This is a genomic window from Desulfarculaceae bacterium, from assembly GCA_020444545.1.
Classification (GTDB): domain Bacteria; phylum Desulfobacterota; class Desulfarculia; order Desulfarculales; family Desulfarculaceae; genus Desulfoferula.
In genome coordinates, this window is the sequence record JAHLKT010000002.1 from 525,352 (window position 1) to 548,772 (window position 23,421).

Annotated in this window: 27 protein-coding genes; 3 read left to right on the plus strand and 24 right to left on the minus strand. The window is 66.9% G+C overall.

Going from position 1 to position 23,421, the window contains the following annotated elements:
- Positions 1-171: 171 nt before the first annotated feature.
- The 9 genes from rimI to lptC form a co-directional block, all read right to left on the minus strand.
- Entirely contained in the window at positions 172-678 is a 507-nt protein-coding gene (rimI, locus tag KQH53_06850) for a ribosomal protein S18-alanine N-acetyltransferase (GenBank protein MCB2226380.1), read from the minus strand.
- Positions 638-1,036 (minus strand): PTS sugar transporter subunit IIA, encoded by a 399-nt coding sequence (locus KQH53_06855; protein ID MCB2226381.1) that lies wholly within the window; start codon positions 1,034-1,036, stop codon positions 638-640. Before KQH53_06855 ends, rimI begins: the two co-directional genes overlap by 41 nt.
- A 3-nt stretch (positions 1,037-1,039) precedes the next feature.
- The gene (gene rapZ, locus KQH53_06860; protein ID MCB2226382.1) at positions 1,040-1,927 is read right to left on the minus strand and encodes an RNase adapter RapZ; all 888 of its coding nucleotides are present in this window, start codon (positions 1,925-1,927) and stop codon (positions 1,040-1,042) included.
- A gap of 27 nt (positions 1,928-1,954) precedes the next feature.
- Positions 1,955-2,416 (minus strand): PTS sugar transporter subunit IIA, encoded by a 462-nt coding sequence (locus KQH53_06865; protein MCB2226383.1) that lies wholly within the window; start codon positions 2,414-2,416, stop codon positions 1,955-1,957.
- A 14-nt stretch (positions 2,417-2,430) separates the two neighbouring features.
- The gene (raiA, locus tag KQH53_06870; protein MCB2226384.1) at positions 2,431-2,973 is read right to left on the minus strand and encodes a ribosome-associated translation inhibitor RaiA; all 543 of its coding nucleotides are present in this window, start codon (positions 2,971-2,973) and stop codon (positions 2,431-2,433) included.
- Positions 2,974-3,051: 78 nt separating this feature from the next.
- Entirely contained in the window at positions 3,052-4,590 is a 1,539-nt protein-coding gene (rpoN, locus tag KQH53_06875) for an RNA polymerase factor sigma-54 (GenBank protein ID MCB2226385.1), read from the minus strand.
- Between the two features lie 7 nt (positions 4,591-4,597).
- Positions 4,598-5,305, minus strand: a complete 708-nt coding sequence (gene lptB, locus KQH53_06880) for an LPS export ABC transporter ATP-binding protein (GenBank protein MCB2226386.1) — start codon at positions 5,303-5,305, stop codon at positions 4,598-4,600.
- Between the two features lie 20 nt (positions 5,306-5,325).
- Positions 5,326-5,874: a lipopolysaccharide transport periplasmic protein LptA gene (lptA, locus tag KQH53_06885; protein ID MCB2226387.1), complete on the minus strand. Its 549-nt coding sequence runs from the start codon at positions 5,872-5,874 to the stop codon at positions 5,326-5,328.
- Between the two features lie 32 nt (positions 5,875-5,906).
- On the minus strand, positions 5,907-6,500 hold the full coding sequence (gene lptC / locus KQH53_06890; protein MCB2226388.1) for an LPS export ABC transporter periplasmic protein LptC: 594 nt from the start codon (positions 6,498-6,500) through the stop codon (positions 5,907-5,909).
- A 311-nt stretch (positions 6,501-6,811) separates the two neighbouring features.
- Between lptC and KQH53_06895 the strand changes: the two genes are divergently transcribed.
- On the plus strand, positions 6,812-7,756 hold the full coding sequence (locus tag KQH53_06895; protein ID MCB2226389.1) for an OmpA family protein: 945 nt from the start codon (positions 6,812-6,814) through the stop codon (positions 7,754-7,756).
- Here KQH53_06895 and hisD read toward each other — a convergent pair.
- The 14 genes from hisD to KQH53_06965 all read right to left on the minus strand — a co-directional run bounded on the left by hisD (position 7,753) and on the right by KQH53_06965 (position 21,346).
- Positions 7,753-9,051 (minus strand): histidinol dehydrogenase, encoded by a 1,299-nt coding sequence (gene hisD, locus KQH53_06900; protein MCB2226390.1) that lies wholly within the window; start codon positions 9,049-9,051, stop codon positions 7,753-7,755. The two genes, KQH53_06895 and hisD, sit on opposite strands and share 4 nt — an antisense overlap.
- A gap of 84 nt (positions 9,052-9,135) precedes the next feature.
- Positions 9,136-9,657: an NUDIX domain-containing protein gene (locus tag KQH53_06905; protein MCB2226391.1), complete on the minus strand. Its 522-nt coding sequence runs from the start codon at positions 9,655-9,657 to the stop codon at positions 9,136-9,138.
- Entirely contained in the window at positions 9,648-10,451 is an 804-nt protein-coding gene (locus KQH53_06910) for a response regulator (GenBank protein MCB2226392.1), read from the minus strand. The genes KQH53_06905 and KQH53_06910 overlap by 10 nt, the downstream gene beginning before the upstream one ends.
- Positions 10,452-10,513: 62 nt before the next feature.
- Positions 10,514-11,695: a fused response regulator/phosphatase gene (locus tag KQH53_06915; protein ID MCB2226393.1), complete on the minus strand. Its 1,182-nt coding sequence runs from the start codon at positions 11,693-11,695 to the stop codon at positions 10,514-10,516.
- Positions 11,692-12,759 (minus strand): chemotaxis response regulator protein-glutamate methylesterase, encoded by a 1,068-nt coding sequence (locus KQH53_06920; GenBank protein ID MCB2226394.1) that lies wholly within the window; start codon positions 12,757-12,759, stop codon positions 11,692-11,694. Before KQH53_06920 ends, KQH53_06915 begins: the two co-directional genes overlap by 4 nt.
- 31 nt (positions 12,760-12,790) lie before the next feature.
- Positions 12,791-13,384 (minus strand): hypothetical protein, encoded by a 594-nt coding sequence (locus tag KQH53_06925; protein ID MCB2226395.1) that lies wholly within the window; start codon positions 13,382-13,384, stop codon positions 12,791-12,793.
- A 6-nt stretch (positions 13,385-13,390) separates the two neighbouring features.
- Entirely contained in the window at positions 13,391-14,266 is an 876-nt protein-coding gene (locus tag KQH53_06930) for a protein-glutamate O-methyltransferase CheR (protein ID MCB2226396.1), read from the minus strand.
- Positions 14,256-15,566: a chemotaxis protein CheW gene (locus KQH53_06935; GenBank protein MCB2226397.1), complete on the minus strand. Its 1,311-nt coding sequence runs from the start codon at positions 15,564-15,566 to the stop codon at positions 14,256-14,258. The genes KQH53_06930 and KQH53_06935 overlap by 11 nt, the downstream gene beginning before the upstream one ends.
- Positions 15,566-17,581, minus strand: a complete 2,016-nt coding sequence (locus KQH53_06940; protein ID MCB2226398.1) for a chemotaxis protein CheA — start codon at positions 17,579-17,581, stop codon at positions 15,566-15,568. The genes KQH53_06935 and KQH53_06940 overlap by 1 nt, the downstream gene beginning before the upstream one ends.
- Before the next feature lie 10 nt (positions 17,582-17,591).
- Positions 17,592-17,999, minus strand: coding sequence for a response regulator (locus KQH53_06945; GenBank protein MCB2226399.1), 408 nt, complete (start codon positions 17,997-17,999; stop codon positions 17,592-17,594).
- Positions 18,000-18,004: 5 nt separating this feature from the next.
- The gene (locus tag KQH53_06950) at positions 18,005-18,295 is read right to left on the minus strand and encodes an STAS domain-containing protein (GenBank protein ID MCB2226400.1); all 291 of its coding nucleotides are present in this window, start codon (positions 18,293-18,295) and stop codon (positions 18,005-18,007) included.
- An 18-nt stretch (positions 18,296-18,313) separates the two neighbouring features.
- Positions 18,314-18,625 (minus strand): STAS domain-containing protein, encoded by a 312-nt coding sequence (locus KQH53_06955; protein ID MCB2226401.1) that lies wholly within the window; start codon positions 18,623-18,625, stop codon positions 18,314-18,316.
- 153 nt (positions 18,626-18,778) lie between these two features.
- Positions 18,779-19,966 carry a ChaN family lipoprotein gene (locus tag KQH53_06960; GenBank protein ID MCB2226402.1) on the minus strand — a complete coding sequence of 396 codons (1,188 nt, stop codon included), beginning with the start codon at positions 19,964-19,966 and terminating at the stop codon, positions 18,779-18,781.
- 9 nt (positions 19,967-19,975) lie between these two features.
- Complete coding sequence (locus tag KQH53_06965) at positions 19,976-21,346, minus strand: M23 family metallopeptidase (GenBank protein MCB2226403.1); 1,371 nt, start codon at positions 21,344-21,346, stop codon at positions 19,976-19,978.
- A gap of 120 nt (positions 21,347-21,466) precedes the next feature.
- Between KQH53_06965 and KQH53_06970 the strand changes: the two genes are divergently transcribed.
- Both KQH53_06970 and KQH53_06975 read left to right on the plus strand, forming a co-directional pair.
- Entirely contained in the window at positions 21,467-22,006 is a 540-nt protein-coding gene (locus tag KQH53_06970) for a gamma carbonic anhydrase family protein (protein ID MCB2226404.1), read from the plus strand.
- A gap of 3 nt (positions 22,007-22,009) precedes the next feature.
- Positions 22,010-23,113, plus strand: a complete 1,104-nt coding sequence (locus KQH53_06975; GenBank protein ID MCB2226405.1) for a hypothetical protein — start codon at positions 22,010-22,012, stop codon at positions 23,111-23,113.
- A 24-nt stretch (positions 23,114-23,137) separates the two neighbouring features.
- On the opposite strand, the gene infA is transcribed toward KQH53_06975, so the two are convergent.
- The gene (gene infA / locus KQH53_06980; protein MCB2226406.1) at positions 23,138-23,356 is read right to left on the minus strand and encodes a translation initiation factor IF-1; all 219 of its coding nucleotides are present in this window, start codon (positions 23,354-23,356) and stop codon (positions 23,138-23,140) included.
- Positions 23,357-23,421 lie beyond the last annotated feature (65 nt).

Below are 23,421 nucleotides of genomic sequence, written 5' to 3' on the forward strand. Positions count from 1 at the left end.
GCACCTTGGCGGCCGGGCCGAGGACAATCCCTGTAATCTCTTTAATCCCCTAGGGTTAACCCTGGGAAAACAATAAGTATTACCAACCCCGGCACCCAAAATGAGGGTTGACTTTAAGGTAAACTTAAGGGGGGGTGGGGGTCAAGAAATTTCCCCAACATTGTTAGCCGGCTACAAGTCTCGCCCCATGAGGATGGCGTCCTCGTTCTCGGGCTGGTAGTAGCGGGGCCGCACCCCCAGGCGGGCGTAGCCCAGGGACTGGTATAGGGCCAGGGCCGCCGCGTTGCCCGCGCGAACCTCCAGGCCGCTCCACACCGCGCCCAGGCCCTTGGCCTCGGCCAGGGCAGTGAGCAGCAACCAGCGGCCCACGCCCCGGCGCTTGTACTCCGGGTCCACCGCGATGTTCTGCACCTGGGCCTCGCCGGCCACCAGCCATAGGATGATGTAGCCCACCACCCGCTCCGTGCCCGCCTCCAGGGCCACCCGGTCCATAGCCCAGGGCAGGCTCAGCTCGTGGGCGAACATGCCCCGCGACCAGGGGTTGGCAAAGCATTGCCCCTCAATGGCCACCACCTGCTCCAGGTGGGCCTGGCGCAGGGTTTGGTAGGTGATATCCAGGCCGGGAGGAAGGACGGGCTCAGGCAGAGAGCAGCTCGCCGGCGGCGGAGATGGCGTCACGGCCAGCCTCGCAGACCTTGCGGGCCAGCTCTTGCAAGCCGACGCCGTCGCGGCCGGTGGCCGCTTTGATCATCATGGGCAGGTTCACCCCGGTCACCACCTCCACCCGGTTCTCTTCCAGGAAGGTGAGGGAGATGTTGTTGGGCGAGCCGCCGAACATGTCGGTAAGCACCAGGACCCCGTCGCCCACGTCCACCTTGTCGATGGCCGACTCCAGGCGGCCGTGCAGCTTCTCGGCCTCCAGGGAGGAGTCCACGGTGACCGTGGCCGCCTGCTCCACCTTGCCCAGAATGAACTCGGCGGCATTGAGCAGTTCGCGGCCCAGACGGGCGTGGGTTATGATCACCAATCCGATCAAGTTTCAATCCAATGCTACGTCGCGGTGCCGGATGGTCAGGCGGGTGCCCGGGATATTCAGCTCCCGGGCCAGCCATTCCACCACGGCCACCGAACGGTGGTGGCCCCCGGTGCATCCAAGGGCCACGGTGAGCTGGGTCTTGCCTTCCCGCTGGTAGCGGGGCAGAAGAAAATCCAACAAGCTTTTGAATCTCGTAAGGAAATCCTCGGCGATCCCGTCTCGAAAAACGTAATCTACCACCCGGGCGTCGCGCCCGTCAAGCTGGCGCAGCTCGTCCACGAAGTGGGGGTTGGGCAGAAAGCGCACGTCCATGACCACGTCCGCTTCCTGGGGCAGGCCGTGCTTGAAGCCGAAGGACAACAGGTTCACCTGCATCTCGGCCGGGCCGCCCTCCTGGCTGTAGGTGCACACGATCTCCATGCGCAGGTCGTGCACCGTGAAGCGGCTGGTGTCGATGATCTGGTGGGCCATGGCCCGGATGGGGGCCATGAGCTTCCGCTCGCGCTCCAGGCCCACCCGCACCGACTCCCCGGGCTCGGACAGGGGGGGCTTGCGCCGCGTCTCGGAGAAGCGGCGGATGAGCACCTCGTCGTTGGCCTCCAGGAACAACAGCTCCAGGCGGTGGCCGGCGTTGGCCAGGCGCAGATAGGTGTTGGGAAAGCGCTCCACAAAGCCGCGGCCGCGCACGTCCATGCCCAGGGCGGCTTGGAAGGGTGTGTTCAGGGAGCTGAGGGGAAGCTTTACAAAAGCGGGCAGAAGCTCCACCGGCAGGTTGTCCACCGCGTAGTAGCCCAGGTCTTCCAGGGCCTTCAAGGCGGTGGACTTGCCCGATCCCGACAGGCCGGTGATGACCACGAAGCGGGAGGGGCTGGAGTCTGGCTTGGGGCTCATGCCGGCTACGCCGTCTCTGAGGCAGGCTTAGAACTCTTCGTCTTGCGCCTCTATGATCTCGTAAATCTCGCGGGCGTCGCCGGCTTCCAGAAGCTCCTGGCGCACCGCGTTGCTTTTGAGCAGGCGGCTTATGCGGGCCAGGGCCTTGAGATGGGTGCCGGCGCTGTTGTCCGGGGCCACCACCAGGAAGAAAAGGTGGGCGGGCTTGCCGTCCAGGGAATCGAAATCCACCCCCGCCCGTGAGCGCCCGAAGGTGAGCATCAGTTCGTTCAGGCCCACCATCTTGCCGTGGGGGATGGCTATGCCGTCGCCGATGCCGGTGGAGCCCAGCTTTTCGCGCTCCACCAACACCTCCATGAGCGCGCCGAGCTCGATCTCCGGGTGCTGGGCCAACAGGGGGCGGCAGAGCTCTTCCATGACCGCGCGTTTGCCGCGGCCGGCCAGGTCGGCCACCACCTGATCAGGGCTGAGTATGTCGGTGAGCTTCATGGACCGTTCCTAGGCTACTGCGGCTCGATCAGGCCGAAGTTGCCGTCGGCACGGCGGTAGATGACGTTGAGCGACTCGGTGCGCTCGTTGATGAAGACCAGGAAGTCGTCTTCGGACAGGTCCAGCTGCATTGCCGCCTCGTCGGCGTTCATGGGCTTGGCCACCAGGCTCTGGCTCATGATCACCCGGGGGGTCTCCTCGGGCAGGCTCTCGGCCTCCAAGACCTCCACGGTGTAGGGGACCTCGGCGGCTTCGGAGCGGGCGCGGCGGCCCACATTCTTGAGCTTGTCGCGGTAGCGGCGCACCTGCTTTTCCAGCTTGTCGCAGGCCAGGTCGATGGACGAGAACAGATCGCCGGTGGTTTCCCGGCTGTGGATCTTCAGGCCCGAGGCGATGAGGTTAACGTCAGCCTCGTGACGGTGCTTTTCCACGCTCAGGGTTACGCTGGCCTCCAGGGGGCCATCCAGGTACTTTTGTAGCTTGCCGACCTTATCCCTGGCGTATTCCTTGACAGCCTCGGAACTTTCCACGTGGCGGAAGGTCACCTGGATTTGCATGCTGCTGTTCTCCTTGGCAATAAAATGGGCACCCGGAAGAATAATGAATATGTGGCTTACCCCCCAGCCGGTTGGTTGTCAACGCCCTTTTTTGCTCAGGGCGCTGAGGGGTTGCCGCCGGCGGGAGGAGGGCAGAATGCCCAACATCTCTCTATATTTCGCCACTGTCCGGCGGGCAATGTCTATATCTTCTTTTTTAAGCATATCAGCAATGGTCTGATCCGACAGTGGCTTGGCCGGATTCTCCTCGGAAATAATCTTGCGGATGCGCTCCTTGACCGCCTCCGAGGCCATGGCCTGGCCCTGGAAGCGGTTGATGCCGCTGTTGAAGAAGTACTTGAGCTCGAACACGCCCTGGGGGGTGTGCACGTACTTGTTGGTGGTCACCCGGCTGATGGTGGACTCGTGCATGCCCACGTCCTCGGCCACGTCTCTGAGCACCAGGGGCTTCAGATAGGCGATGCCCTTGTCGAAGAACTCTCGCTGGAACTTGACGATGGACTCGGTGACCTTGTAGATGGTGCGCTGCCGCTGGTGGATGGAGCGGATGAGCCACAGGGCGCTACGGAGCTTGCCCTGCACGTACTCCTTGGCCTCGGCGTCGCCGCCCGCGGCCAGGGCCGCGCGGTAGAAGTTGTTCACCCTCAGCTTGGGCAGGCCGTCCTCGTTGAGCACGATCACGTACTCCCCGTCCACCTTGTAGATGTAGATGTCCGGGGTAATGTAGTAGGGCTCTTCGTTGCTCAGCGCCTGGCCCGGCTTGGGCTCCAGGGTCTGGATGGCCTCCAGGGCAGCGGCCACCCGCTCCAGGGGCACCTTGAGCTTCTTGGCAATGACTTGGTAGCGTCGCCGCTCCAGGTCGCCCAGGTGCTGGTCGATGATGGTCAGGGCCACCTCGTCCTCGGGGTATAGCTCCCGGGCTTGGATGAGCAAGCATTCGCGCAGGTCGCGGGCGGCCACGCCCAGGGGATCGAAGGTGTGAATGACCTGGAGCACCTCTTCGGTCTGCTCCCGGTCGGCCCCGGCCATTTCGGCCACCTCTTCCACCCCCAAGGGCAAATAGCCGTCGGGGTTTAGCGATTCGATGATCATCTCGCCCAGGGCCATCTGCTCTTGGCTCAGGCCGGTGACCGCCAGCTGCTCCAAGAGGTGGTCGCGCAGGGAAGGGGGCCGCGAGATCATGTTCTCGTAGGCCGGGGCGTCCTTTTCCTCGCGCACGATGCTCTCGTAGCCCGAGCCGCCCGAGGAATACTCGCCCAGGTAGTTCTCCCAGTCGAAGTCCTCGTTGACGTTGCCGTCCACCTCCACCTCGGGCTCGGCCGCGGTCTCCGCCGCCGCCTCGGCCGCGATCTCGTCGCCCCCGTGGGCCTCCTCGATGTCGTCCGCGCGCAGGGCCGGGTCGCTTTCAGGCTCGGCCCCCGCGTCCATGGCGATGTCCTGGCTCTCCTGGGTGGTCTCCTCGCTTATCTCGAGGATGGGGTTCTCCAGCAGCTCCTGGTTGATGGTGTCGGCAAGCTCCAGCCGGTTGAGCTGCAACAGCTTGATAGCCTGCTGCAGCTGGGGGGTCATCACCAGCTGCTGGCTTAGCCGAAGGGTTTGTTTGATTTCCAGGGCCATGGTTTGGCTACAGCCGGAACTGCTCTCCCAGGTAGATGCGGCGGGCCACCTCGCTGCAGGCGATGGCGTCCGGTGTGCCTTCTTCCAGCAGGGTGCCTTCGTTGAGGATGTAGGCCCGGTCACAGACGCCCAGGGTCTCGCGGACATTGTGGTCGCTGATCAGGATGCCGATGCCCCGTTCCTTGAGCTGACGGATGATGTTTTGCAGGTCGGCCACCGCCAAGGGGTCGATGCCCGCGAAGGGCTCGTCCAGAAGAATGAAGTTGGGCTCGGTGACCAGTAGACGGGTGATCTCCACCCGGCGGCGCTCCCCGCCCGAGAGGCTGTAGGCCCGGTTGCGCCGGAGATGGCTAACGCCCAGCTCTCCCAGCAGGCGCTCCAGGCGGGCCTCCTCCTCGGCCTCGGAAAGCTCCAGGGTCTCCAGGATGCCCCGCACGTTTTCTTCCACAGTGAGCTTGCGGAAGATGCTGGGCTCCTGGGGAAGGTAGCTGATGCCCAGGCGGGCACGCTGGTACATGGGCAGGTCGGTGATGTCCTCCTGGTCCAGGTACACCCGCCCCTCGTCAGGGCGGATCAGGCCGCTGGTCATATAAAAAGAAGTGGTCTTGCCCGCCCCGTTGGGGCCCAACAGACCCACGATCTCCTGGTCGCGCACCTCCAGTGATACGCCGTCCACCACGCGGCGGCCGCCGTACACCTTGACCAAGTTTTCCAGACTGAGGCGGGGCATTTAGGCTACTTCTTGTCCTTCAAGCTATTGGGGGTGATGGTCACCGACACGCGCTTGCCCGGCTTGCCGTGCACCACCGCGCGGTCCTGGTCCAGGAACACGGTGATTTTTTCGCCGGAGAGCTGGTTCTTGCCGCGCCACACCGTGGCCTTGCCCTCCAGGAGCATCTTGCGGCCGCCGGCCCAGTAGGTGGCCTTGCGCCCCACGGCGATGCGGTCCTTTTGCACCACCTTCACGTGGCCCGAGGCCACCACCTTGCGCACCTTGCCCCCGCCGTCCATCAGGCCCTCGGCCTTCTTGGAGGCCTTGGACTCCTTGGCGTTCTGGTCGTAGAACACCGAGAGCTTGTCGCAGGTGATCTTCACGTCGCCCTGCACCGCCTTGACCTTGCCGATGAAGTCGGCCACCTGGGTCTTGTTGTTCACTTCCAGGCTGTCGGCCACCACATGGATGGGCTGGTCGCTGGAGGCCATGGGCAATTCGGCGGCGCCGGCAAAGGCGGCCAGGCCCAGCACGAGGGCCGCGGTGACGGCTGCGAACAGGAACCGGGTCATAGTCATCTCCCCTCGGAGCAATAAAATGGGCTCTAGTCCACCGTGGCCCCGGGCGGGGGGCCCGAGCCCTGAGGCCGGAAGGTGGAACGAACGTTGCGTTTCAGTTTCACCAGGCTTTTTTCCACCAGCACCCGCATACCCAGGCCCACTACCTTGTACTGGGCCCCTTCAACCGTGACTTCGGCATCGGTCTCGGCCACCTTGTCCTTGTCGCGATAGGTGATCACCGAGGTGGTGAGCCGGTCGCCTTGGCTGGTGTGGCCGTCCACGTGGCCCTTCAGGGTGACGGTCTGGGTCTTCTGGTTATAGACGCCCTCGTCGCCCTTGAGATATATGGGGCCGCCCTTGTCGCGGTAGAACTCGATGGCCACCTGGTCCAAAAATACCTTGCCGGTGTTCTCCTCGTAGCGGGCCCGGTCGGCCTTGAGGCTCCACTTGCGCACCCCGTTCTCCACGTGGGTGTAGTTGAGCCCTCGCAGGCGGGGGCGGCCGTCGCTGTCGGTGGGCGCCTTGTCGCCGGCCTTGAGGGCCGGCAGCTTGGCCGGTTGGTGCAGCATGGCCGCGGCCATGGCTCCGGCCACGATGGCCGCCAGCACGGCCAGGATTATCCACCGCAGACGCTTCAAGCTATATCCTCGCTGTCCGGCCGGCCGGGCGGTTTCCCGGCACGGGCCCTTGGCCTATGCCCCCGGCACGGCTTGCCGTTCCCAGCCGGGAGTCCGCGCCCCAAGTATATATAGGCGGCATGGGAGGGTAAAGGCAAAATTCTTGCATACAGGGATAAAACCTGGGCCAAATGCTCAGGAATCGGAATTATCATCACTTGAGTTCACATTTCCATTACAGTTTGTTTACAATAAGTGCAGCAAGACCGTCCCTCTGGTCATAAATAGCCGCCAGCCCCACTCCATCCCCCACCAGGATTCGGAGGATTTTTTTGTCCCAGGATCGGCCATGTCCCAAATGCGGCAGCAAAGAGGTCCGGCGCGTACACCGCAAGAATAACCAGGAGCGCTTCATCAGCCTCTTCGGGATATATCCTTACACCTGCCGGGGTTGCCGCCACCACTTCTACCGTCACCGCCGTGGTTCAGCCTTCCTGCTCCTGGTCGCGGCGGTGTGGCTGGTGTCGGCCGTGCTGGTGGGCGGGGCGCTGTGGTCGCTCTTGGGCCCAGATACGCCGGCCAAGGCCGTCACCCTGGAGCGGGCGGCCCCTCGGGCTCCGGCCGAACCCTCGAGCACGCAGGTGCGGGCCAGTCTGCAAGAGCTGCGCCTGGCCGTGGCCGCCCTCAGCCAGGAGAAAGCCGCCCTGCAACAGTCCCTGGCCCAGGTGAGCCGCCAGTTGGCCGCCCCGGCCCCGGCCGTCCCGGAGCCGCGCCTGGCCCAATTGGAGGCCGCCAACCTCCGGCTGCGCCGAGACCTGGAAACCCAGCGCCGCCAGCTGGCCGAGCTGAGGGCCCAAAAGGCGGACATGCAGAAGCTCGCGGCCGCCAAGGCCCCACAGCCCCTTCCCCAGGCTGCCGCCGCCCCGGCCCCAACCCCGGGCCTGCTGGCCACGGTCAGCTTCGGGCCGGGACGCACCCAGCTGAGCGGCCAGGCTCTCGCCGCCTTGCAAAAGGCCGCCGGCACGGCCAAGGGCTCCCCGTCCGCCGAGATATGGGTGGAGGGACGGGCCGACGCCACCCCTCTGGGGGCGGCCACGGCCAAGCTCTACTATGACAATGCGGGGGTGGCCCTGGCCCGGGCGCTCAGCGTGTTCCGGGCCCTGCGCGATCTGGGCGTGGACCCGGAGAGGATGCAGGTGCGCGCCTCCGGCGCTCCGGCCAAAGAGCCGGACGCCGGACGCACCGTCACGGTCTGGATGGTGAAAAGTCCGGGCTAGTCCAGCAGCCCAAGCCTCTTCTTGATGCACATGGCGTGAATGGGCAGGCCCTCGGCCTCGGCCAGGGTTATCACCGTCTCGCCCAAGGCGCTCAAGCCTTCCTTGGTCAAGTACTGGTAGGTGGGCTTCTTGATGAAGTCGTCCACCGACAACCCGCTGAAGCTCAGGGCCGCCTGGCCGGTGGGCAGCACGTGGTTGGTGCCACTGGCGTAGTCGCCCACCGGAACCGGGGCCCAGGGGCCCATGAAGATGCTGCCCGCATGGCGGATCTTCTGCAGGGTCAGGAAGGGATCGGCGGTGATCACCTCCAGGTGCTCGGCTGCGTACTGGTTGGTGAACTCCAGGGCGGCTTCCATGTCCTCGGCCACCAACACCGCGCAGTAGCGCAGGGCCTGGTCCATGATCTCCTGGCGGGGCATGCTGGGGTAGAGCCGGGCCATCTCGTCGCACACCGCCTGGGCCAGCTCCGCGTCGTCGGTGACCATCACCGCGGCCGCGTCCGGGTCGTGCTCCACCTGAGACAGGAAGTCCAGGGCCAAAAAGTCGGCCCGCGCGGTCTTGTCGGCCAGGATCAGGGCCTCGGAAGGACCGGCCGGGGAATCGATGTCCACCTGGCCGTAGACCAGCATCTTGGCGGCGGTCACGTACTTGTTGCCCGGCCCCACGATCTTGGCCACCTTGGGAATGGTCTGGGTGCCGTAGGCCAGGGCGCCCACCGCCCAAGGACCGCCCAGCTTGTAGACCTCGGCCACCCCGGCGATGTCGCAGGCCACCAGGGTGTAGGGGTTGGCGGTCAGGCCTTCGTCGGGCGGGGTGCACACGGCCACCCGCTTAACCCCGGCCACCACGGCGGGCAAGATGGTCATCAGCACGCTGGAAGGGTAGGCCGCCCGCCGGCCGGGCACGTAGCACCCCGCCGAGTCCAGGGGGGTGTTCTTGCGCCCGGCAATGATGCCCGGGGTCACTTCCATCTGCCACTGGGGGCGATCCAGCTGGGCGGTGTGGAACTTCTGGATGTTGGCCGCGGCGATCTTCAGATGCTCCACCACCTTGGGGTCCACCACCTTGTAAGCCGCCTCGGTCTCCTCGGGGGTGATCAGGAAGTCACCCGCCTCCAGGTCGTCCTTGAGCTTCAGGTAGTGCTCCACATTCACCGCGTCGCCGCGAGTGCGGATATCGTCCAGGATCTCCTTGGTGGAGCCGTATATGTCCGAAACGTCCTGCATGGAACGAACCAGGATGTTCTTCAGGCGCTCGGGACTGAGGTCTGCCAGTTTTTCGGGCTTTAACTGCATGGCCTTAAACTCTCTTGTAATTGCAAGTCTTCGGGGAAATGAGAAAATACCAGCAAGGCCCTGCTTTGGCAAGGCCCGGGCGGGCTAGGCGGCGGCCAGGTGGTCCTTGATGGCGTGGGCGGTGGAAACGTAGCCCAGCTCGTCCCAGGGCAGCTCCCCGGGCGCAAACACCTTGATCTCTAGCGCCTCGCGTCCGGCCACCACCTCGCCTCCCACTGGCCGGGCGGCGTATACCACCAGCACCCAGGGGTTGCCCTCGTAGGAATAGACCCCCACCAGGCGGGTCAGCTCCACCTCCAGGCCGGTCTCCTCGGCCACCTCGCGCACCCCGGCAGCGGTGACCACCTCTCCCCGGTCCACGTGGCCGCCGGGGAGGATCCATTTGCCGTGGGCCTGGTCGCGCTGGGCCCGGCGCAAGAGCAAGATGCCCTCGCCGTTTTCCACGATCACCGCCACGGCCACCTTGGGGTCCTCGTAAACCGGCGCGTCGCAGCCGGTGCAGTAGAAGGGCGCGCCGCCAGGGTTAAGGCCGCCGGCCACGGCCAGCTTGCCGCCGCAGAGCGCGCAGAATCGGGGGGTGAAGACCGGGGTCAAGGCTAATCGCACCCCGCCACGGGCTCCTGCCGCTTAATCAGGGTCACCTCGTTGCCCGACTCGTTGTAGATCACCTGATCCATGATGGACTTGATCAAAAACACCCCGCGCCCCCGTTCGGAGAGCAGGCGCTCGTTGGCCGTGGGGTTGAGCACGCTGTGATGGTCAAAGCCTTCGCCCTCGTCGCGGATGGTTACCTGGATCTCGCCGCTGGTGATCTCGGCGGTCACCCGGATCTGCTTGTCCTGGTCCCAGCGGTTCCCGTGCTCCATGGCGTTGGTCACCGCCTCCACCAGGGCCAGCTTCAGGTGGTTGTCCAGGTCCGGCCGGGCGAAGCCCACCGCCACCGCCGACAGGGCCAGCTGGTAGACCACCTCTTGCACGCACTCCGGACGGCTGGGGGCCTCCATGCGGGTCTGCTGCCAGATGGTGGGCAGGGCGCATCCCCGGGGCTGGATGCTGGCCAGGGACAGGCTCTGCTCCACCACGTGCTCCAGGGCGTCTAGGTCCAGGGGCTTGGCCAAAAAGTTCTCGGCTCCGGCCTTGAGGGCCTGCACCACGGTCTCGGCCTCGCCGTAGCCGCTGATCACCACCACCGGCAGGCGGGGGTTCAGGTCCTTGGCCGCCTTTAATAGCTGCAAGCCGTCGAGATACGGCATGCGCACGTCGGTGATGAGCAGGTCGAACTCGTGGGCGCGCAGGTGGTCCAAAGCCTGCTTGCCGTCGGCCGCCGCGACGACCCGGTAGCCCTTGTCCTCCAGGCAGCGGCGCAGGAGCTCGGTCATCAGCTTTTCGTCATCAGCCACCAGTATCCTGGCGTCGGCGGGCCGGTGAGTCGAGGAGTCGGATGGTTGAACTGAAGGTGGCTTCATTGGAAATCCATGACGATCAAAGCCATGTCGTCGCTGTGATCGCCCCGCGAGAAATTCTCCAGCTGCATTTGCAGCCGGTCCACGAAATCCTGGGGAGGCAGGTCTCTGGCCGCTTGGGCCATGCGTTCCAGGCCTCCTATGCCCAGGGGCCTTCCCTGGGCGTCCTCGGCCTCGGTGCACCCGTCGGTGTACAGGAGCAGGCGATAGCCGGGCCCCAGCTCGGTCCGGGTATCCTTAAAGCTTACCAAGGGCGGCTCTTGCGAGAAAACCCCCAGCAGAAAACCGGGGTTGCTCAGGCGCATCGCCGGCCCCGAGGGAGGCAGGCACAGGGGAGGGGGGTGCCCGGCCGAGCACCAGGTAAGGCGGCGGCCGGGGTGGTAGAGCCCCAAAAAGGCGGTGACGTAGCGGTCCTCCTCGGTGAGGCTCACTAGGTCCTGGTTCAAGGCGGCCAAAGCTTCCGCCGGGGAGTAGGTGCGCTCCAGGTAGCCGGGCAAAAGGGCCTTGAGAATGCTGGCGGTCATGGCCGAGGCCACGCCGTGGCCGGCTACGTCGGCCACCACCACGCCCAGGTCGCCGCTGGGCAGGGGGAAGAAATCGAAGTAGTCGCCGCCCAGTTCCTGGCAGGGTTTGAATAGCCAGGCCGCCTCCACCCCAGGGGCTTGCAGGGGGGCGGGGAGCAGGAAGTTCTGGTAGCGGGCGGCCATGGCCAGCTCCCGGCTCATGTGCTGGTTGGCCCGGCGCACCTGGGAAATCATGCGCCGCGCGTTCACCGCGTTGCGCACCTTCAGGGGCAATACCAGCTTCAGCTCGCGCCCCCTCAGCGGTTTGATGAAATAGTCGTAACAGTCCATGCTCAGGGCTTCGGAAAGCGAGTCCAGGTCGTCCAGGGAGCTGTTGACGATCACCGGAATGTCCCGGGCCACCTCATTTTCCAGGCGCCAGCGCAGGAAGGCAAAGCCGTCCATCACCGGCATCATCAGGTCCAGGAGGATCAGGTCCACCCCGGCCCCGGATTGTAGGGTGTCCACCGCCTGGCGGCCGTCTTCGCATTCGATGAAGTGGTAATCGCCCCGGGAGGTGAGGGCGGAGATCAACAGCTCCCGGTTCAGCCGGGAGTCGTCCACCACCATGATCGCCGCCTTGGGTTCCCAGTGGTCTTGCCGCCAATGATGACTCATTTGTCCGCTCCCGTGCGCGCCTGGCGCCACAGCCTTTCCATGATCGGGGCCAAGCGCTCCAGGGGCAACACCAGGTCGGCCGATCCCCCTTCCACCACCGCCCGGGCCATGCCGTAGATGACCGAGCTGGCTTCGTCCTGGGCCAGGATCAGAGACCCGGCCCGGCGCATCTCGGCGGCTCCCAGCGCGCCGTCGCTGCCCATGCCGGTCATGATTATACCAACCGCCGCTGGGCCCGCGCTGGCCGCGGCTGACCGGAACAGGACATCCACCGAGGGTTTGTGATGATTGACCAGGGGGCCGTCCTTGACTCGGACATAGTAGCCGTGCAGACCCTTTTCCAATAAGAGATGGCGGCCTCCCGGCGCGATGAGCGCCCAGCCCGGCTCCAGGGGCTGGTAGTCCTCGGCCTGGGCCACGCTGACCGCGCAGTTTTGGTTGAGGCGGGCGGCAAAGGGCCCGGTGAACTGGGCGGGCAGGTGCTGCACGATGGCCAGGGGAGGGCTGTCGGCCGGCAGGCCGGCCAGCAGGCGCTCCAGGGCCACGGTGCCCCCGGTGGAGGCCCCGATGGCCACCACCATGGCCGGCGTGGGGCGATAGCGCGAGGTTGCGGGCAGGGCAACTGCTTGGGGCGCGGCGGACGCGGATGGCAGCTTAAGCCGGGCCCGCGCGGCGGCGCGCACCTTGGAAACGATCTCCAGGCCCAGCTCGGGCAGGCGCTCCTGGAGGTTGGCGGTGGGCTTGCTCACCACCTCCACCGCGCCCAGGCTCAGGGCCTTGAGGGTGGCCTCGGCCCCCTGCTGGGTGGTCTTGGAGAACATCACCACAGGCATGGGCCGGGAGGCCATCAGCTTTTCCAGGAAGGTCAGCCCGTCCATGCGGGGCATCTCGATGTCCAGGGTCAATACGTCGGGATCGAGCTTGATTATCTTGTCCCGGGCGAAGTAAGGGTCCGCCGCCGCTCCCACCACCACCATATCCGGCTCGGCCTCGAGCAGGGAGCGCAGATACTCCCTGATCATGGCCGAGTCGTCGATGATGAGCACCTTGATGGGTTGGGTCATGTGTTTCCGCCTCTTTCGGCCGGGGCAGGCTTCAATCGTCGAAAACGGTCAGGTCCTCCGCGCGGGAGGCCTTGCGGGCCCGGCGGCGGAAGTCCTCTTCCTGTTCCAGCGCCTCCTGCCCCAGGGGCTGGGCCAGGCGCTTGATAAAGGCCTGGCCGCTATGGGGCAGATAAAACACCTTGCGTCCGCAGTTGCCCCCCACGTCGTAGGACGCCAGAGGGATGTTCTCCAGGGACAAGAAACGCCGCACGAAATCCAGGTTGGCCTGGGGCACGCTGCGCGCGCAAGAGGGCGCCGCGGGCAACACGTGGCCTCCGCCAAAGACCTTGGCCTCCAAATGATCCCGTCCGCCGCCCGCCTTGATGATCCCGCCGATCACCAGCTCCATGGCGTACATGCCGTAGCGGGCGCTGGCCGAGGCCTTGGCGCCGGGCAGGGCGCCGCTGCTTTCCGGCAGCATGAAGTGGTTCATGCCCCCGATGCCCAGACTGGCATCGCGGATGCACACCGACACGCAGGAGCCCAGGATGGTGCTTATCACCTCGTCGCTCCTCGTTACATAATACTCTCCCGCCTGGATGGTGATCAGGGGGCGCGAAAAGCGCGGCGAGTATTGGCGCAGCATGACGATCTATCGCTTCCGGTAAACCGTGGGGCCCACGCAGGCGAAGCGCCCGGCATCGGAGAGCAGGGATTCGGAATGGCCCAGGAACAACCAGCCCCCCGGCTTGAGGGCGGCGCTCAGCCGTTCCACGATGGCCGCCTTGTCCTCGGCCTCGAAGTAAATGAGCACGTTGCGGCAAAAGATGAGATCCAGTGAGGCGGCGCGGGGGTAGGGCGCGCCCATGAGGTTCATCTTGCCGAAGACGATCATCTGGCGCAGCTCGGGCCGGGCCTGGAAATGGGGCCCGCCGGGCTCGCGCAGCCGGGCGAAATGCTTGAGCAGCAAATGGCGGGGCAGGCGCTCGGTTTCCAGCCGGCCGTAGATTCCCTGGCTGGCCCGGCGCAGCAGGGCGGTGTGCAGGTCCGTGGCCAAAACCCGGGCCGACCAGCCCGGACGCAAGGCCAGGAACTCGGACAGGGTGATGGCCAGGGAGTAGGCCTCTTCGCCCGAGGAGCATCCGGCCGACCAGGCCCGCAGGGCGCGGGGAGGGCCCGTGGCGGTCAGGGAGGGCAGCGCCGTCTGGCGCAGGAAATCGAAGTGGTGCCCCTCGCGGAAGAAGCCGGTCTGGTTGGTGGTGATCTGGTTGATCATCTGCACCAGCTCGTCCTCGCCTGCGGCCGATTGGAGCAGGGCCACGTACTGGGTGAAGTTGGCCAGGCCCAAGGCGCGCAAGCGGCGGCTCAGGCGGCTGATCACCAGGTCCTGCTTGTTGGGCCCCAAGGTTATGCCCGTGCGCTGCTTGACCAAGTCGCGGATGGCCGTGAAGTCGGAAGCGCGCAAGGGAAAGGGGCCCAGGGGAGGGGCCTGGGGGGCGCGGGAGGGGCGGTTGGGTTCAGGAGGCATGGCGCATCGCCTCCGTGCCCAGCAGGCCGGCCAGATCCACCAGGATGACCAGGCGCGAATCGTGCTCCACCAGGCCCCGCAGGTGTTCGCGGCCCACCGGCCCGGCCATGTCCGGGGCCTCCTGCATGGTCTCCTCGGGCACGGCCACCACCTCGCGCACCATGTCCACCACCACGCCTTGCAGCTTGCCTTCCAGGCGCGCCAGCACCACCACCGGCTCGGCGCTCTGGTCGTGGGGCAGCCCCAGCAGGCGGCGCAGATCGAACACCGGCACCACCGCGCCCCTGAGGTTCATCACCCCCAGCACGTGGGCCGGGCTCAAGGGCAGGGCGGTGATGGGGGGCAGGGTGAAGATCTCCCGCACCATCCCCACCTCCACGGCGTAGGTCTCCGGCCCCAGGTCGAACACCAGGTATTGCGGGACCGGCCCTTCCACCGGGGCGGGCAGGCCGGCTTCCGGCTCGCGCGAGGCGGGCGCATCCGGGGCCCGGGGCGTGGCCTCTTGCCGGACGGGCATTGCCTGGGCATCCAGGGGGGCGTCCTCTTCGGCGGGCCCGGCTTGGGGCCGCTCCAGGGCGGCCAGACCGTGGCCCAGCTCCTCCGGCCCCAGCGGGCGCAGGCTCTCCCGGGGCAGGGACATCACGTCGCACAGGGGCCCGGCTTCCAGGGCCGAGGCGTAGAGCAGGGCCAGATCCTGGTCTTCGATTTGGGCGCAGGCCAGCAGGTCGCCCAGGGTGAGCAGCTCGCCCAGGCTGGTGTACAGGGACTGGGCGGGCACTTGGCCGCCGCCGGGCAGGGTCAGGCAATACAGACACACGCCCGGGGGCTGGTGCTCTAAGAGCCAGGGGCTGATCCCCCAGGCCGCGCCGGGACGGCCGGGCACGGCCAAGCTCTGGGGCCGCAGACGGGCCAGGTCCTGGCCGGGCAGGCCCGCCCCCAGGGCCGCCTCCAAAGCGCGCAGGGCCCCGGCGGTCTCCACATGCTCCAGCTCCTCCAGGCGGGCGAACATGGCGGCCAAAACGTCGGCTGCTTGCAATAGGGCGTCGGTGAGGTGCTGGCGGGGCTCCAGCCCACCCCCGGCCACCAGGCGCAGGGCCGCCTCCATGCCCCCGGCCAGGCGCTCCATGGGCTCGCAGCCGGCCAGGGCCGCGCCGCCGCGCACCGCGTGCACCGCGCGCAAGACGCTGTGCCCCGCCTCGCTCACCTGCTCGCCGCGCTCCAGGGCCAAAAGGCCCTGCTCCACCTCGGCCAACAGGGCCGGGGAGTCGGCGGCCATCAGGCGCAGCAGGCCGCGCCGCATCAGTGGGCCTCTCCCGTCTCCAGGGACATCTTCTCCAGGCTGGGCACATCCAGCACCAGGCCCACCCGGCCGTCGGCCAGGATGGTGGCCCCGCCGATGCCCGGCACCTTCTGGTAGTTCTGCTCGATGGATTTGATCACCGCCTGGCGCTCGCCCAGGATGTCGTCCACCAGCAGGCCGAAGCGCTTGCCCAGGCTGCCGATGATCATCACCAGGCCCTCGCAGGGGTCTTCCACCCCGCCTTCAAGGCAAAACAGGCGGGCCAGGCGCACCAGGGGAAGGTAGCCCTCGCGGTGCCGGATCAGCTCGCCCTTGCCGCGCACCGTGCGCAGCTGGTCGGGCCGGGGCTTCATGGATTCCACGATGGAGAGCATGGGCAAGACAAAGGTCTCGCCGGCCACCTTCACGTTCATGCCGTCGATGATGGCCAGGGTCAGGGGCAGCTTGATGCGGAAGGTGGCCCCCAGCCCAGGGGAGGAATCCACCTCCACCGAGCCGCGCAGGGACTCGATGTTCTCGCGCACCACGTCCAGGCCCACCCCCCGGCCGGAAAGCTCGGTGACTTGGCTGGCGGTGGAGAATCCGGGGTGGAACAGAAGCTCGTGAATCTCTTCCGGGCCGGGCCGGGCATCCGGCGGGATGAGCCCCAGGGCCTCGGCCCGCTGGCGCACCTGCTCCGCGTCGACGCCCCGGCCGTCGTCGGCCACCTCTATGAAGATGCGCCCGCCCTGCTGATAGGCCCTCAGCCAGATGGTGCCCTCGGCGGGCTTGCCCGCGGCCCGCCGCTCCTCGGGCGCCTCCAGGCCGTGGACCGCCGCGTTGCGCACCAGGTGCCCCAGGGGATCGGCCATCTGCTCGGCCACGTTCTTGTCCAGCTCGGTGTCCAGGCCGCTCAGCTCCAGGCGGATGTCCTTGCCCAGCTCGGCGGCCAGGTCGCGCACCATGCGGCGGAAGCGGTTGAAGGTGCCCTCCACCGGCACCATGCGCACCCGCATCACCTGCTGCTGCATCTCCCGGCTGATGCGGCCCATGGACTCCAGGGCGCTTTGCAACTCCGGCGCGGCATAGGGACCCACCCCCTCGCTCACCCGGCCCAGGCCGATGACCATCTCGCCCACCAGGTTGATCAGCTTGTCCAGCTTCCCGGTGTCCACCCGGATGGTGGGCGCGGCCATGGGCACGGAGCGGGGCGCTGGGCTGGGGGGGGAGGCCTTGGGCGCTGCGGGCTCGGCTGGGGCTTGGCGAGCGGCGGGCGCCTGGGCCCGGCTCGGCCGCTCCGGGGCCTGATTGGCCGGGGCCTCGCCGCTGGGCCGCACCGTTATCTCGCCCTCGTCGCGCACGAAGATGAAGACGTTCTCCACCGTGCTGATGGGGTGCCCGGTGAGCAGCCACAGTTCCCACCACAGGTAAAGCTGGAAGGGGTCCAGGCCGGCGAAGGGCGGCAGCTGTTCGCTGTGGCACACCACCCGCTCCACCTGGCCCAGCTCCTCCAGCTCCAGAAAAAGCTGCATGGGGTCGGTGCCCATGGTGAATACGTGGCGGGGCAGCTTGATGCTCAGGTGCAGGCGCTGGCGCCCGCCGGACTGGGCGGGCAGGGCGGCCGGAGCCGGGGCGGGGCGCGCCGGGCGCGGCGGAGGGGGCGAGCCCTGGTCCAGGAGAGGGGCCAGCTCACTGAGCAGCTCGTCGGCGGGCCGGGGCCCTTGGCCCTCCATGCGGGCCTGGATCATGCCCTTAAGTTGGTCCGTGGCCTTGAGCAGCTGGCCCATGACCGGGCCGCCGGGCTCCCGGGAGCCCTGACGCATCTGGTCCAGCACCCCCTCCATGAGATGGGTCAGCTCCACCACCTCCTCGAAGCCCACGATACCCGCGTTGCCCTTCATGGTGTGGGCCGCGCGGAACACGGTGTTGACCTTCTCGGGGTCCGGACCCCTCTCCAAGGCCAACAGGCCCTCCTCCAGGGCCTCGATGATCTCCTGCGCCTCTTCCGCGAATATCTCTAGGAGCTTGTCGTCCAACGCCGCTACCTCAAGCCAGGGTGCGGGTGAACTTTTTGACCACGGTGAGCAGAGTCTGGGGTTGGAAGGGCTTGACCAGCCAGCCCGAAGCGCCGGCCTCTCTGCCCGCCAACTTGCGCTCCGCCTCGTTTTCGGTGGTCAATACCAGGATCGGCAGGAACTTGAAGGGAGTCTTTTTCACCTCGCGGATAAAGGAGATGCCGTCCAGGCGGGGCATGTTCACGTCGCTGATGATCATGGCCGGCGAGCGCCCCTGGCCTTGCAGCCCGGCCAGGGCCTCCAACCCATCCTGACCGTCGGCCGCCTCCATCACCTGATAGCCGGCGGGCTCCAGCACCGCGCGCACCGACATGCGCAGGGTGGCCGAGTCGTCCACCAGCAGGATGAGGCGGCGGTCTTCGGCGGGCTGGGCAGGCATGGGGCTCACTCCAGGTAGGGGGCCAGGTTCCGGTTAAGGCCGGACAGCTCCAGGGCGCGCTCCACCACCCCGGGCAATCCGGCGAGCACGGCCCGGGGACAAGCGTCGTCTTGCAGCCAGGCGGTAAGCAGTTGCAACCCGGCCAGGTCCACCTCGCGCACCTGGGACAGGTCCAGCCGCACGGGCGGGGCCTGGCTCATGGCCGATTCCAGGGCCTCGCGCAGGATGTCCAAGTACTGCACCCTCAGCTGTCCGCTGAGGGACAACTGGCCGTTGTTGAATTGGTAATCCAGCAAAAGGACGCCGCCGGGTCGTCAGGCCGCCGGGGAGAGCTTGAAGATCTTGTCCAGCTTGACCACCTTGAACATGGTGTAGATGTCCTTGGAGAGGTTGTCGATGCGGACCTCGCCGCCGTGCGGCACCAGGTTTTTGTAGAGCAGCAGCAGCTTGCCGATGCCCGAACTGCCGATAAAGGTCACCCCGCTGAAGTCCAGGATGATTTCATTGAGCGAAGATAAATCCAGATCCAAAAAGCGCCGCTTCATCTCTTCCGCGCCGCGTTCGTCGATGTTGCCCGCGATCTCGATGCGCGCCTTGTCGTCTTGTGGAATTACCTTGAATTCCATTGGTGCTCCTAGCAAGCCTGGTGAGGTGCCATACCACGGACCTGTATGGGCAGGGCTTGAATTCCGAGCTACAGCTTAACAAAGCCCGCAAGGGGGCGCAATGAAAAATGATTAGGATTAAGGTGGGCTTAGCTCGCCGGCCCATGAGGAGTTTCAGGGGGCTTTGCGTGTCAAGCCGGGCAGGGTGATGGAAATCTCCATGTCTTGGCCTTGGCGGCGCAAAAGATAGCGGTGGGGCTGGTGGGGCGCGGCCTTGATGGCGTCGTGGATGCCCTTGGGCGTGGTCAGCTTCTTGCCGTCCACGGCCAGGAGCAGGTCGCCTTTTTTAACCCCCGCCTTGGCCGCCGGGCTTTCCGGGAACACGCCCACCACCTCCAGGCCCTCGGGCTTCACCTTAAGGAACACGCCCAAGCGCGGCCTGGGGCGCGGGCCGGGGGTGGAAACCGCCAGGATGTCCGCCGCCGGAGTCCCCGGCGCGGAGACCATGGCCGAGGCCGCCATGGGGCTCACCGGCAGCACGCCGATCAGTTTGACCCCGGGCAAGCGACGGGCGATGCGCGGGGGCAGGCCCAGCCCGGCGCTCAGGTGCCCGGCTCCGGCCAAGACCAGGCCTCGCTTGCCCCCATCGGGCCAGGGGTAGAGCCGTTTGGCCAGGTTGTTGGCCATGGTCTCGTCGCGCACCACCTGGGCCGCGAAAAAATTCTCCTGGGCCGTGGGGTTCTTTACCCCGTGGAAGGCGAACTGGCGGGCCACCTTGGCGCGGTAGTCGGGGTCGTCCAGGTCCAGGGACGGCGCGATGGCCGCGCGCTGCTCCGGGCTAAGGGACTTGAGCCCGTGCTTGGCCACCGAGCGCACGATCTCCAGCGGCGCGTTGAGGGCCACCAGCACGTGGCCCTTGGCCCGCACCTCGGCGAAGATGGGTGCGAACATCTTCCAGGGCTGGCTCCAGGCGTTGTCCCAGTCCACCTCTTGGCGGAACTGGTCTACCGTGATCTTGCCCGCGCTCAAACGGTCGCAGGCGGGCTGGGCGCTCTGTTCCAGCCACTCCACGCCCAGCACCAGCGGGCCCTGGGCTCCCAGGCGTTTGAGCATGTCGAGTTGTATCTGGTGATGGCCGGGATGGTCGTGGCGCTCGCCCACCAGGACCACCCGGGCTTGGTCCAGGCGCTCATTGAGCCGCGCCTGGCTAAGTGGCTTGGGGGCCGGCGGGGCCAGGAAGTCGCCGGGCTTGTAGGCCGGCGCGGCCGGGGCCTCGGGCGTTGGCCCCACCCCGGCGCAGCCCGTGGCCAGGCCCAGCCCGGCCAGGGCCAAGAGCAAAAACGCGGCGCGCAGACGGGGCAAACAGGCCCCCTACTTGTCCGTGGCCGGCAGGGGCAGGGGCAGGCCCGCCTCGCTGAAGCGCAGCATGATATTGTCCTTGATCCAGTGGGGGTCCCACCACTCGGTGGGGTTCACGTACACCCCGCCCACCAGCACCGAGAAGTGCAGATGGTCGCCCAGGGCCAGGCCGGTCATGCCCGAAAGGCCCACGGTCTGATTCCGCTTGACCTCGTCGCCTTTTTGCACGTTGAGCTGGGACATGTGGCCGTATAGCGTGGCCACGCCCTGGCCGTGGCTCAGGATAACCGCCTGGCCGTAGATGCCCATGTCGCCGGCAAAGCGCACGATGCCCCGCCCGGCGGCCTTCACCGGGCTGCGCTCGGTGTGGGCCAGGTCCACGCCCAGGTGAACGCTGCGACTCACGGTCTTGTTGTTCAGGACGTAGGCCCGGCGGTCGCCGAAACCGGCGCGGGGAGCGCCCAAGGGCCGGGCCAGGCCGTTCTCCCATAGCTGGAAGGCCTGGGCGGGCTGGGCCGCGGCCCGGATGGAGGCGTTGTTCCTCTGCCTGAGGTCCTGGTTGACCCACAAGAACTTGGCCAACGGGGTCTTGCGGTCCGTGGGGATCAGGGAGGCGAAGCGGGCGGCCACCTTGTTCATGAAGCGGTCGTTGAGCGTGATGATGTCGCTCTTGAATTCCTTCCACTTCACCTTCACGTTCAGCGGCAAGACGGCGGTGTTGCCCGCCGCGTCCTCGGCCCACAGGTCTATGTTGGTCCCGCGCGGGGTCTGGTCGCTATAGGCGAAGTAGCAAAGCTTGGTCTTGGGGCGTTGGGCCCAGGGAGACCAGCCGAAGAATACACGGTCGCCCACCCGCACCCCGTGCTTGGCCTGGTCCTCGTTCACGGTGTAGATGGCCAGGCCGGTGCCGCCCCGGTTGAGGCGAATGATCTGGTTTAGCGAGGCCAGACGGGGCGGAGTGGTGTCCACCACCACCGAGAATTCCTTGATGCTCTTGTTGCCCTTGAACCAGTTGCGCCAGGAGCGGTCGCCAGCCTCCACCACCAGGGTGGCCGGGCCTTGGCGCATGCCCATCTCCAGAGGATTAACCGCCAGCTTGAGCGAGGCCAGGGGCGCGCCCGGCGCGTCGAACTGCTGGTTGAGGATCACCCCGGTGCGCTCCTTTTGCACCAGGCTCACCTTGACCCAGGCCAGGCCCTGGCCCGCGTCGGCCACCTTCACGTACAGGCGGTTGGACTTGCCCAGGTGGCTAACCGGCTGGTCCAGGCCGATCTCCGGCGGGGCGCTCTCCAGATGGGGCCAGAGGTAGAAGGCGCCGCCCCCGGCCAGGACCAGGAGCAGGATGAGAATGATCAGCCAGAGACTGCTTTTACCACGGGACATGCGTGCGCTCTCCCTTGCCGGGGTTGGGGGGCTCTTGCTGCAAAAAGGGTAGGGCAGGGCCGAAGCCCTGTCAAGGATGCCCGGCTTGCCGGGGCCGCTTTTGGGCCGTAATATTGAGCCATGATCAACACGGTAAACGGCAAGACCCCCAAGATCGACCCCAGCGCCTACGTGGCTCCGGGCGCGGTGGTGGTGGGCGACGTGGAAATCGGGCCCGAGAGCAGCATCTGGTATCAGGCGGTGCTCCGGGGTGACATCAATTGGATCCGCATCGGGGCGCGCACCAGCATCCAGGACGGCACCATCGTGCACGTGGACCACAAGGGCGACGGCACCCTGGTGGGCTCGGACATCGTGGTGGGCCACCGGGTGATCCTGCACTCCTGCGTGGTGGGCGACCGTTCGCTCATCGGCATGGGCGCGGTGCTCTTGAACGGCTGCCGCATCGGCGAAGGCTCCATGGTGGCCGCCGGCGCGGTGGTGGCTCCCGGCTTCGTGGTGCCGCCGGGCACCCTGGCCGCCGGGGTGCCGGCCCGGGTCAAGCGCGACCTCAGCCCGGCCGAGCAGGAGAACATCCTGGGCGGGGTGGGGCGCTACTTGCAGGTCATGCGGGCCCACCAGGACCCCGAGGTCCGGGTGGACTTCAGCGTAAAGGTCTGAGCCGTGCCCCAGGACCCCGAACTGCTGGAAGAGCTGCTGCCCCAGGTACGGGCCAACTGCGCCGTGGCCGACGCGGCGGTGGCCGGCCGCTTCAGCCTCTGCGGCCTCCTGCTGCGCCTGAGAAACCTCTATAAATGGGAGCGGGCCATCCCGCCCTGGCAAGAGCAGGACACCCCCCAGGTGTTGGACTGGGTGAGCCAGCGCGAGGAGCTGTGGGAGAGCGTGCTGGAGGCCGAGCCCGGCGAGCTTAGCCTGGGCGGGGAGCGCTTCGATCCCTTTGACACCGAGGGCATCAACGCCCTGCTGGAGCCCGAGGGGCTGCTTTACGGCGCGGGCCGCATCGGCGGCCAGGCCCCGCTGTTCTTCCTGGGCCGCATCAGCGCCACCGAGCGCCTAAACGGGGTCAAGGTGCACCGCCTGGGCGATGAGTTCACCCAGGACATCTTGTTCCTGCCCGGCCTGCGCCAGGGCGGCGACATCTACCTGCGCAGCGCGCCGTTCCCTTATCTGGTCTGGGATCTCCTGGCCGATCCGCGCCCCAGCATGGCCGCCTTCAAGCGCTACGCCCTGGAGGCCTATGGCCGCGACCTGAAGGAGCTGCTGGCCCGGCCATCCTGGGACCAGTTGGAGCCGGTGCTCACGGGCGAAATGCACACCGTGCTGTGGCACGAGCTGGGCGAGGCAGGGGACGCGGCGCCGGCGGCGGAGCTCTTGGCCAAGGCGGCGGGCGAACACCCGGGCAGCGACGTGGAGCACTTCGTGCGGGGCATCAAGGACCTCATGGCCGACACCGGGCCGGGCGGGCGCCTGGCCTCGATCATCGCGGCCCAGGCCCGGGGGGCCCTGGCCCTGTACCCGGTGTGGCTGGCCGGTTTCCTGCGCCTGTTGTTCCCGGAGATCATCCCCGCGGTGCGCAGCTTCATGGATAGCGGCGACTGGGGGATCATCGAGCAGACCCGCGAGCAGGGCTGGCAAAAGGCCGCCGACGCCGCCGCCGAGCTGGAGGAGATATTCTCCGGCTACAGCGGCGCCGAGGCGCGCACCCTGGTGCGGCGGGTGGTCATGGAGCCCCTGGTGGGCTGCGCCGTCCCCGCCAGCACGGACTGAGTTGCCAAGGGAGGGTTGCGGGCGTTACTTGAGCCGGTAGGTGATCAGGCCGTGAGTAAGGTCGTAGGGCGAAACGCTGACGCGCACCTTGTCCCCAACCAGAACCTTGATCTTGAAGCGCTTCATCCTGCCGCTGAGCACGGCGCGCAGAGTGTGTCCCTGTTCGGTGACCACTTCCATCTGCCCCCCGCCCAGGGTTCGGGTCACCTGGCCTTCCAGGTGGATAAGATCGTCGCGGCTCAAGCTGCCTCCTTGGGTAGAAAAGTAAGATTTCGCCGCCCGGGCCTTGGCCCGCCCGCTCAACGGTT